This window comes from Selenomonas sp. oral taxon 892 str. F0426 (assembly GCF_000468035.1).
GTDB lineage: Bacteria > Bacillota > Negativicutes > Selenomonadales > Selenomonadaceae > Centipeda.
Map to the genome: position 1 here is coordinate 1 of NZ_KI260540.1, position 12,370 is coordinate 12,370.

Here is a 12,370-nt window from a genome sequence, read left to right on the forward strand (position 1 = left end):
GCCAGATACACCGAAGCCGGATACGCCGAAGCCGCAGCCACAGACCAAGTTCACGACGGGCATCGGCGATACTGCGGATGCCGATTATACGAAGAGCGGCATAAAGAAGGCGGACAATACATATGTCTTCGATCTTACGTCGACCATCGTGGCAGCAAAGGGCATCACAGCCTCGGCATCCGCTCCAATCACCGTAAAAACGGGAAGCGATGCAACGCTGAACATTCAGGCATCGAAATACGGCATTGATGCAGGTGCAAACAGCCAAGTGAACATCAGCGGAAACCGCGTTTCCATTGATACGGGCAGCGTCACCAGCCGCCGCACCATTCATGCTGCAGCAGGCTCTCTCGTTAACATCGCCTCCGGATTCGACATCAAGGGTGCCGTCGAGAACAAAGGCGGTACCATCACACTGGACGACACCGGCAAGAAGAGCACATTCGACGGTGACATCACGCAGACAAACGGGACGCTGAACCTGAAGCTCAAAGGTGAGGGTTCCGCACTCCGGAGCAACATCCGCGCGCGTGGTATGCTCAATATCGATCTCACAGGAAAGAACACCGTCTTTACAGGCAGCCTCACTGAGATGACGCAGGTGCCGTCGCTCCTGCGTTCGGCAAGGATGACCCCCGTTGCAGCAACCGCCCCCTCGGAGCGGAGCATCACCATCGGCTCTACGTCGACGTGGAACGTCACAGACGCTTCGGACATTACCAATCTCACAGCAGAGGGCGGACGCATCGTTCAGCAGTCGGACGGTCTGCTGAACATCAAGAATTACACGGGAAATGCGACCGTATTCTACGAAGGAACGGCGGACAAGGACGGCAATCTGACGCTCGCACACAAGGGCAAACTCCAGGTGCAGAACGTTACGGGCACAAAGAATCGTCTTACCTTCGCAACGAAAGCATTTGGTGAAACAGGCGAAGCAGAAAAGAAAGTCGCCGCTGCACTTGCAGGTCAGTTCCGCTATACGGGTGACCCCGCAACGAACATCCAGAACAATGCGCTCAAGAACCTCGACCTTGACGTCGTCATCGGCGAGGGCATTCTGAAATCCGAAGTAACGTACCAGATGCTCCTCGATCCTGCGACGGGGACAGCTGGCGGTGTCAAGGAAATCGCACGTCCCCTGATCGGCAGCTACGAGACGCAGGTCATGCGTGGGGTCAAGTCCGCCATGGCATCGTCTGCAACGGCATGGCGTGCCGAGGCGAACGACCTCATGAAGCGCATGGGAGATCTCAGACTTTCTCCCGAGGACGCAGGTCTCTGGGCACGCGTCTATCGCGGCAAATCATCCAGCGGCAAGGACGGCATGGACTATAGCCTGAACTATACGACCATCCAGATCGGCTATGACAAACAGGCGAGCAAGGACTGGCGCGTCGGTGTCGCGGGCAGCTACATGAGTGGCAGCTCATCCTATACATACGGCAGCGGCAAGAACAAAGAAGGCAACTTCGGCGTTTACGGTACATGGTCGGGCAAGGACGGCGCATACGTCGACCTTATCGCAAAGATCGGCCGCCTCTCGAACGACTTCACCGTCTCCAACCCCGACGGCCTCTATGTCAAGGGCGACTACAAGACATTGGGAATGTCCATGTCCGCAGAGTATGGCAAACGCATCGCCATGGCGGGCGGCAGCTACATCGAGCCGCAGGCAGAGCTCATCTACACGCATCTAAACGGTGCGAACTACACGGGACTCAGCAGCTACACATTCCATGGCGGATCGTATCCGGATCTCGAAATCCGACAGGGCGCGATGAACAGCTTCATCGGGCGCATCGGCATCGGATTCGGCAGGGAGACGGAGCGCAGCACCTGCTTCGCGAAACTCTCTCTCTATCACGAGTTCGCGGGCAGCCTCGCGACGGACTACGTCGTACCGACGCAGACGAAGAGCACGCATCTGGACTTCAAAGACACATGGATCGGCGTTCAGCTCGGCGGCACGATGAAACTCAGCGACCGTACGAACATCTACGGCAGCTTTGAGAAGACCTTCGCCGGCGACATCAAGACCGACTGGCGTGTCGACGCCGGCATGCGCTGGAATTTCTAAGGATTTTGGCATCTCATAGGAGCAGGAAGGAGATCCCCTCCCCTTCCTGCTCCTATAAAATCAAAGGAGTGCAAACGATGACGAAAGGTTTTTTTCGTAAACGAAGTCGCCTGCAGCTGAGCGCGCTCGTGCTCGGCGGCCTCTTCTACGGATCGACTGCCTGTGCAGCCGATCTCGTGGCGACCGTGCCATCGGACTATACGAGCAGTGACATCGGTGCAGTCACGGGTTCACGCGTGACGACGAATGTCGATGCAGCGCCACGCAAGGCAGTCATGAAGGATCAGGGCGGCGATGTCTCTCTGTTCAACTTCCATCAGGATGGCACGAGCCGTCTTATTTGGCGTAAATACGGGTTCAGTGCCACAGCACTGCCGAGTCTCCTGCTCGATCCCAATACGCTCGGCACAGACGGTGCAAAGCTCGCGGAGGGGGCGATTTCCGCCTCACCGAATACACACAGCGTCGCAGCAAGCGGCAATTTCATCTATGCGACAGGGTACGACCTCGGCAAAATCGGCGTAGCAAAGAAAACAGGTGCATCCCTTGTGGAGGATGCATCTGCCACGATCGACCTCAAGAGCGACATCAAGAACCACGCAGGATATGATTTCAACGGCACATATGAGATCACGGCAAACGACGGCTCGACCACCTCTAAAACGGGTTCGGAGTCGGCAGCCAAGGTACACGGCGAGGCATTGTTCGTCGACGGGAAAAACCTCTATGCCGCCGCCTCGATTAACCCTGACGGCACATGGAAATTCTATGATGACGGCTACCTGCTCCACTACGAGATCCAGAGCGACGGCAAGCTTGAATACAAGAGTTCTGCACGCATCGGGCGTAATGTCGGCAACCGCATCAGCAAGTTCAATGATACGCTCTTCGTCCCCTCTTTTGGCGGAATGCAGACAGCGGCGGGCAACAAGCATCATACAGAGATAACGGCAGTCACACGCGATAACGCAGGTAAACTTACCGCCACGAAGCGTATCATGGGCAAGGATCTCATGGGGACGGGTGAGGACATCCGTGACATCAAGGTGATGCCGAACGGCACAGCGTATATTCTGGCGTTCAACATGCCGGGATCCGCAACGGGGCATGTGTATCAGACGACGGTATCCAATCTGCTCTCGAATACGCCGGACAAAGTGGATACCCCTATCGCTGAGTTGAAAGACGGTGGTGCCATCGGACAGTTTGACGCCGAGTATTATACAAAGCGTCTCTGGGTCTCCGACGGGGCGAATCTCAAGGTCTACACCGACGGCGATACCACACCCAAGAAGACGTGGGCGGCGACAAATTTTGCATCAAGCAGCGCCAGAGGATTTTTTAACAACATGGCAATGCTCGCTCCCGACCATGTGACGGGACCGCTTGCAACGGTCAACCTCACTCCTCCCGCAGAGATCGGCGGCGCGCCGGAGGCAGCCGCTCCGAACCCGAACGCCGTATGGAAGACAGGCGGCGACTATACGGATACGATTGCGAAGCGTCCGACTGAAAATTGGATGGCAGACAAGCTCGTCAATATCGGTACGGACAAGATCGGCGACAAAAAGACCAATGTGCTTGCCGCCATCTCCAACACCAGCCTGGCTCGTCTCAATCTTGGGAAATTCGCCCTCGCCCTGCAGCTGCAGGTGGAGAACAGCGTCGGTAATCCGACGGGCATCTATGCCGGAAACGGCAAGAATGTCATCGTAAACGGCAAAGAAGTCAATATCATCACGCGTGGACGTGAGGGCGGCAATACGCTGACGAATGCCGTACATCTTGATGCGGCAAAGGATACAGAAGCGCAGATCACCATCAACGCGCCGCTGAACATCTCGATGACGGGCGGTCTCGGCGGCAACGGTGTCGCTATCCAGAAGAGCGACCGCCACGGCGAGAAATCCTACGAAGCAACAACGGCTTCCAAGATCCAGATCAACGGAAACCTCAAGATTGCGGGCGCGAATACGAACGAATGGGGTATTCCAATCAATCGTGAGAATGTCTTCTCGCGCTTCAACAACGCCGGCATCCTCACACAAGTCGAAAAAGCTCAAGTGGTTGTAAGCCAGATGAGTGATACTAAGCCGGGCGGTAATGTCGATATGACCGTCTACGGCAACGGTGTCACGACGAATGCCGTTGGCAGCGCGGTGCGTATCGCGGGCGGCGGCTCCATTCAGGTACCCGCAGGGACGAAATACAGCTACTATGCCCTTGCCGCCTATCAGGGTGAGATCTCCATGAATATGGGGCAAGACGGCACAAAACCTGGCAACGAAAAAACAGGCAGCAATATCGCCGACGTGAAGCTCGACGGCGATCTGTTTGCGCTGTCCACAGGCAAACTGAAGGCGGCGCTCCTCACGGACAAGTCCTATCTGCACGGTCTTGTCGATAACGGCGGCGAGGCAGACCTCTATCTGAAGAACGGCGCGAAGTGGATCAACGAGAGCCGCAACGAACGCTATTATCAGGACATCGAGGATGTCGGCGCAGGCACGGTCTCAGAGGGCGCAGGGAAAAAAGTCTACACGCCCAAGACGCGCGTCACCCATTTCCACGGCGGCGATACGGCGGAGACGCACGGCATCATCTACCAAAAGGACAAGCAGTCACTCGACATTGACGAGTACAGCGGACATACGACCGTCGTCTATGAGCATGACACAGCCACACCGACCACGATCAAGGGCGGTGATATTGTCGTGGACAAGGCGGTTGGCACAGAGAACGTTATGACCCTCTTCACCGACAACAACGGTGTGTCTGGGCAAGAGGATGCTGTGCTGAATTCGCTCGCAGGAAAGCTCACCTACAAGAGCCATGCCGACGGCAAGCTCACGGGCAAGCTCTCCCTCGCCGAGGGACTGACCGCCTCTGCCGCACACAAGAACATCACCTTTAAAACCAGCGGCAAAGGCAGCTACGTCTCCCCTGCCGCAGAGCACCATGCCCCCATCACGGCGGAGGATGCGACAGGCGGCACGTATACGCTGCTGAAGGACGAGCGGCGTGATTTGACACATGATGATCCGACGCAGCTGGAGGGTGGTTTCGGTTTTGGAGGCAAACACGCTGCGCTTGCAAACTATACAAAAAATGCGAGCGGCAACGCTGTCACCGATCTCACCGTCGATCTTGCAGGACATAAGCTGACGCTCGGTATGACCTCGAACAAAAAGCCGGTTGGCACGGTATTTGCCGGCGAGGGAAAGACGCTGACGATCAAAGACAGCGCAGGCGGCGGTGTACTCCACCTCAGCGCCAATGGTACTGCAGCAACTGCACGAGCAGCTGATGCAATTCACGCAGCAAAAAATGCCACACTCAAGATCGAAGCCCCTGTGGAAATTGACTCCGTCAAGCTGACAAAGATGAACGCGCACGGCGTATATGCGGGAATTGACTCCAAGATCACGCTAAAGAACCTCTCTATTCGGGATGTCAGCGGCGATGAAGATCATGCCTCTGCTTTCAATGTATATGGCATAGGAACAACAAGAGGCGCTGCTGTAACCGTAACGGAAGATGTTGATATTTCCGGCGTTGCAGGAAGTGCAGTCTATTCGTCAATGATCGCATCAGACGCCACCATCAACATCGGCGGCGGTAAAATCATCGCTGCGAAGGACGATACGAAGCAGAAAAATTATTGGGCTGTCTATGCGGGGAAAGGAAGTATTTTCCTCAATCAGGCAAAGAACCGCGATCTCACTATCGAAGGCAATATGTATGCGGGAGGCAGTTCCGGTTATGACGGTACGATCGACGCATCCTTTACGACGAAGGATTCGTCATGGACGGGTGCTGTACAGAGAGAGGGCTATGCGGCAAAGACAAACCTCACCCTCACCAACGGCGCGACATGGATGCATGAGATACAACCCAACAAGCTCGCAGGCGATGCTTCTTTCACCACTTCCAAGCTGACGAAGCTCACGGGCGGCGATACGGCAGACAAAGCAGGCGTTGTTCGTCAGGGCGAGAAGAAAATCGAGATTGACAACTACAGCGGTCACACGCGCTTCATCTTCGAGCAGAATGGGGCATCTACGCCGGCGATCAAGGGTGGAAATGTCACGATCAAGAGCGCCGAGGCGGGCTCGCACGTCACATTCAGCACGGATCCCGGCGCGAACATCACGGACGGCAATGTCAAGTCCGTGCTCAAGGCCCTCGCGAACAAGCTCTATTATGCGAAGTACAAGGAAGGCGAAACGAATCTCTCCGGCACCGTCGAAGTCAACGAGGGGCTTATTTCCTCTGCTGCAAAATGGGCGGGTGCGATCACCTATGACGGCAGTACTGGACAGGGTACATACGACGAGAACGCCACACCGTCTCAGCCGTCGAACGAGCAGCAGAAGACGGAGTTCACGAGCCAGATCACCTCGCGCAATGTCGGCGAGTACGTCACTGGCAAGGTCGAGAAATCCGAGGGTGTCTACACCTTTACGAAGGACACGACGATCAAAACCGACCGCTACAACGGCGCAATCCTTGGGGGTTCGGAGCCCATCACCATCAATGCCGCTGATAAGACGCTGACCATCGAGGCGAAAAAGACAGGCAACGGTTTCCTCACTGGTATTTACCACTACGGCTCCGGCATGGGCGGAGAAACTGCCGGAACTATCAATATCACGGCAAAGGCGCTCAATATTAACGCTGAGGGTATTGGCAAGACCTACGGAATCAACAACCTTGGCAACAGCCTTCTGCGTGTTCATGGTGATACAAACATCACCGTCAAGGGCGGTACGGGCAACGAGGTCACAGGTATTGAGGCGAGCGGTTCAGGTATAACTCAGCTCGACGGACTGACGCTCAAGCAGGAAAAAAGCAGCAACGCCGAGCATCGCGCCATCCGCAACGTGGGCAAGGGTTCGCGTATCTTTGTCAATATGGACGAGGCGGGCGTTCTCGGCACGAGCAAGGTCGAGATTCAGGGCAATGTCCTGACACACCGCGAAGATGCCGAAGAGGGAAAATACCCGCTGACAAGTCTTGCCCTCACAACCGCGGACTCTAAGCTCACGGGCACGATCGTCGCCGGCGCAAAGGGCAAAGCAGATCTCTATCTGCAGAACGGCGGCTCGTGGTACAACGAGCACTACGGCACGCGGCCGGGTCTCGTCGCAAGCCGACTCACGAAACTCACGGGCGGCAGTGACACGGCGCACGCCGGCAATGTCTACATGAAGGAGGCGAAGGATCTCACCATCGCAAACTATGCGGGGCATACGAACTTCTTCTTCGAGCATGACGCCGGCACGCCAAACGCGCTCAAGGGCGGCAATGTGAAGGTCGAGAAGGCGGAGGCAGGCAGCCACGCGACGATGATCACCGAGCATACGGGTGTCACCTCGTCCAATCTCACGAATGTCCTCAAGGCGCTCGCAAAGAAGCTCTACTACATGGACAGCTCTGACAGCCGCAACCTCAGCGGCACGGTCAAGGTGCTCGAAGGCCTGACTGCATCGAGTGCGCAGATGACGGACGGCTTCGGCTACATTGCATTTGGCGCTGACCATCGCGGTGAATACAGTGCGACCGCGCCCGTTTATCACGATCAGACGATCGAGAACTTCACAGCGCCGATTACCAATACTGCTGCCGATACGGTATATGCAAGCGACGGTGTACGCAAGATCGATGGCAGCTACGTCTTTACGAAGGACAGGACATCGATCACAACGAACGGCGTCCCTGCCGCCATCACGAATAACGATATGATGGCTCCCCTCTCCATCGATATGAAGGGGCATGATCTCACTGTCTCAGCAGGCAACACCGCAGCCGTCGCAGGCATCTCTGCCGACGGCAAGGAAATCACCGTCAAGAACGCGGGCAATCTCGACATTGCGGCGCAGTCTGCGGGCAGCTCTGCTGTCGAGGCGAAGGACGGCGGCAAGGTTACAATCGAGTCGCGCGAGGGCAAGACAGTGAGGCTCCGCGCCGAGTCCAGCACACCTGCAAATACCGCCGTGATCAAGGCTGCCGCGACGGGTGCACGCTCCTCTGTCAAGATCAACGGAGCTGCGGACATCGAGGCGGACGGTGCGAAGGCAGCGGCGGCGCTCGACGCATCTTCGTCCGACATCAGCGTTGCGGGTGGCACAATTCGGGCGACGAACGGTGCGCTCATGGCACGCTCCTCCGGAACAACTGACAAGAAAGGTCGCATCGACATCAACGTCACGACGGACAGTGCAGGGACTGTAACGGGTGCGGGCGCGAATAAGACCGTGCTCGAAGGCGATCTCAGCACAGAAAACGGCGTCATCAACATCGGACTCAACACCGCGGATTCCTCGTGGAAGGGGAACAGCGCAGGCGAGGTCCATCTCCGCATGGGCAATGACGCCCTTTGGGAGGGCAGAACGGGAACCGCTTCCCAGCTGAACTTGACTCACCTTGCGTCCGGCGCTCGCTGGAATCTCACGGGCACAAGCCATGTGAAGAATCTCGCGGCGTCGAGCATGGGCGGACGGAGCGTCTTCGACATGACGAGAACGGCAGCAGGAGACAAGCTCACGATTGACAATTTCAGCGGCAAGGGCTATTTCCTCTACGGCAATACCGTCACAACGACGCACGACGCGGAGACGGAGACGGATGTGAAGCACGTCACCGTGAACGGCGGTGAAGTGCATGTCAAGAAGGCGGCAGCCGGCAGCGCGATCACCCTGCACACGGACGCCAAGAGCAACGCGACGGGCGGCTGGAACTGGACGACCTCGGGCACACCCGCTGAGAAGAACCTCACCTCCGCCGTGGTCAAGCAGCTCGCGAATAAACTCTACTACGAGGATGCAGCAGCAAACGGCAGCAATCTCGCCCTCACGGTCAAGGTCGGCGAGGGACTCACGACCTCAAGCACTGCACGCACCTACACAAAGAGTGACGGACTGCGCTACAATGCGTCCACGGGACAGGCGGACTATGTCTATACGCCCGTGCCCGAGCCGCCGCCGACGACGGAAATCAAGCAGACGAAGACGCTCACGAAAAACTATACAGCGAGCGCAACAGAGGCGCATGCAAAGGATGACGGCGGCAATCCGATTGTCTCCGCGCTCTATCCCGGTGCGTCCTCCTATGACAAGACAACCCCGATGGTTGTCGACATGAACGGTCATAGCCTGCGCCTTGAGGCACTGAGCAGTGAAAAGCTTGCACGTGCCATCAGCCTCTCTCCCAACTCCGCTGTAGAGATCAAGAACGATGCGGGCAAGGAGCTGACAATCAAGGCGACGAACACCAGCTCGCGCGCCGCGACTGCAATCTACACGGGCGCGAACGCCTCGCTCAAGGTCAAGGGACCGGTCGTCATCGAGGAAGTCTCAAGCTCGAACCCGAGTGTCTCAGGCATCACGACGGGCGGCTCCATCGGCAATACGAGTGACGTCCTCATCGACGGCAGCCTTACCATCAAGAAGCTCGAAGGCGGGACATCGGGCGGTGCCGGTGACGGGCGCAATCTCTCTGCCCTTCATGCACTCAACGGTAAGTCCACGATCACGGTGACGGGCAATGCCGACATTCAGAACGTCAAGGGCAGTGTGCTTCGTGTCGCAGGCTCTACAGGCTATGAGGCGGGCGGTACAATCAACATCAGCGGCGGCATTCTCTCAGCAGCGGCAGATGCGGACAAGTCGAAACAATACCACGTTGTCAGCCAGACGAGCGGCAAGGTCAACATCAATATGAATGGCTCTGCTGTTGGGGCAAAGAAGACCGTCCTCAAGGGCGATATGTATGCCGTCAGTTCCTATGGAAAGCGAGCCGTTGAGTATGGCGGCGGCACATTAATTGACTACCAAAACGACGCCCTATTGAATGTGGCTCTGACGACAAGTGATTCCTCATGGCACGGCGCACGTCTCTACGAGGAAAACTCCACTGTGCCGGGCGCAGGAGGCTTCTCCGCGCTCAAGGCAGCGGACTTCAATTTCTATCTGCAGAACGGCGCACAGTGGACGAATGAACAGCTCTCAAAGGCGGATCAGACATGGGCAGGAAGCCGCGTGACCAAGTTCACGGGCGGCAGCGATGCCGATCATGCGGGCGTGATTTTCCAGAAGGATGCAAAGCCCATCACGATCGACAGCTACAGCGGCCATACGAAGGTGCTCTATGCCCACGAAGCCGGTACCCCGACGAACATCATCGGCGGCGATCTGACGATCGGCAAGGCAGCGGCAAACAGTGCCGTCACCCTCACAACAGACAGCACTGGTCTGAACACTGCATCCATGCAGGCGGCGGACAAGAACCTCGTGAGTGCGACGCTCAACGCCCTCGCGAAGAAGGTCTACTATACGGCCTATACAACAAACGAGCGCAACCTCACGGGCAAGGTCGAGATCGCCGAAGGCCTGACGGCATCGTCCGCAAGCAAGCGTCTTGAAAACATCACGTTCAGCGCAGCCAGCGGGCAGGGCAGCTATGCCTATACGCCGGCAGCCGATCCGCAGCCGAATCCTCAGACACAAACCGAGTTCACAACCCCCATCACAGGCGATGCAGCGCATGATATCCCATACGTGAACGCTGGTATTCGCAGATCGGATGGTCAGTATATTTTCACGAAAGATACGACAATCCGTACGGACGATACCGAGACTGTAAGCGGCGGACCGTGGGCAGCGCCGACCTCCCCCGCCATCTCAAACGTCAATACCGGACGGGCACTCGACATCGATCTCAACGGCAAGAAGCTGAACATCGAACACAGAGGAAACACTACCGTCGTTGGCATCAACGCGATCGGCAAGGACAGTCAGGTCAACGTGAAGAATCCCGGTGCGATAACGATCAGCGGGACGAATACGGACAGTCTCTACGCGCCAACCCTCTACGTCAACGGCGGTGGCTCCATCCACATCCAGAACGGCGGCGACAATCTTGAGGACAAGGTTCTCACGCTGCGCACGGTCGGCAAGAAGGAGGCAAGTCCTGCCGTCATCAAATCGATGAACGGTGCATCGGGCGTAGAGTCGAGCATTTCGATCGACGGTCTCGTCGATCTCCTCGCGGACGGAACGTATCCGGGGGGGCTCGGAGCAAACGAAGGCGTCAGTGCTGTCGCCTCACGTGTCGACATCGGCGGTGGCTCCATCCGCGCAACTGGCAGTGCCTGGGCAGCGATCCGTGCCTACGGCGAATTCGTTACAGAAAACTACGGCACCGTCAACTTCAATGTCACAAAGGGTGCCGACGGCCTCGCCAACGGTGCAGGAAAGAACCGTGCCGTCCTTGAGGGCGATATCGTCACGAACGGCGGTATGGGAACGAAGGGACGCGTAAGCATTGGTCTTTCGACACCGGAGTCGCACTGGATTGGCAACTATGCCGATACGCATGGCTATGGTGTAACGCAGGGGCAGCTTGGCGTAGTCAACCTCTTTATGAAGAACGGCTCCTATTGGAAGGGCTTCTCCAACGGCGTCATGAACATGGAAATGAGTGGAGCGGGCACAAGATGGACTGGCTTCAACATCGGGGAAAATTTGCAGCTCAATCTCGCGAACGGTGCCGTATGGTACAATGCGATTACTCCGGAGCAGAAGAATCAGGATGGTACTTCTGCAATCAGCCGCGTTAAGCATTTCTCTGGCAGCGGTGGCTTCATTGATATGACGGGCACAAACCGCTTCCTCGGAGAAAGCACAAGCCTGAGCGGTCATTTCGTAAAGATGGAGCCTCCTTCATCAATCATCGAAAAAGGTCTCGGCGAAACAGGCGATCTCACAATCAACAGCTTCAGCGGAGATACGAAGGTACTCTACCGCCATGATGCCGCATCACCGACGACCGTCTACGGCGGCAAACTCACGGTTGAAAAAGCTGCTGAGGGCAGTACGATTACTCTCTCCACGGACAGTGTCGGACTCAATACAGAGTCGACAAAGGCCGCGGACAAAAACCTCGTGAGTGCGACGCTGAATGCTCTCGCGAATAAACTCTACTATACGGCCTATACCACGGGAGAGAGGAATCTCACGGGTAAGGCTGAGATCGCTGAGGGACTCACGACGTCATCTGCAAGCAAACGTCTGGAGAACATCACATTCAGCAAGTCGAACGGCCAGGGCAGCTATGCCTATACACCGGCGGTTGATCCGAAACCGGATACGCCGAAGCCGGATACGCCAAAGCCAGATGTTCCGAAGCCGGATACTCCAAAGCCGGATACTCCAAAGCCGGATACTCCGAAGCCGGATACACCGAAGCCAGATGCGCCGAAGCCGGATACTCCGAAGCCGGATGTTCCGA

General features: G+C 56.9%; 2 protein-coding genes. Both read left to right on the forward strand.

Annotated features, from left to right (window positions below):
- Nucleotides 1-2,080: autotransporter outer membrane beta-barrel domain-containing protein (locus HMPREF1992_RS10955; RefSeq protein WP_021685170.1), on the forward strand; the 2,080-nt coding region annotated here is incomplete at its 5' end.
- A 77-nt stretch (nucleotides 2,081-2,157) separates the two neighbouring features.
- Nucleotides 2,158-12,370: hypothetical protein (locus HMPREF1992_RS06975; protein WP_021685171.1), on the forward strand; the 10,213-nt coding region annotated here is incomplete at its 3' end.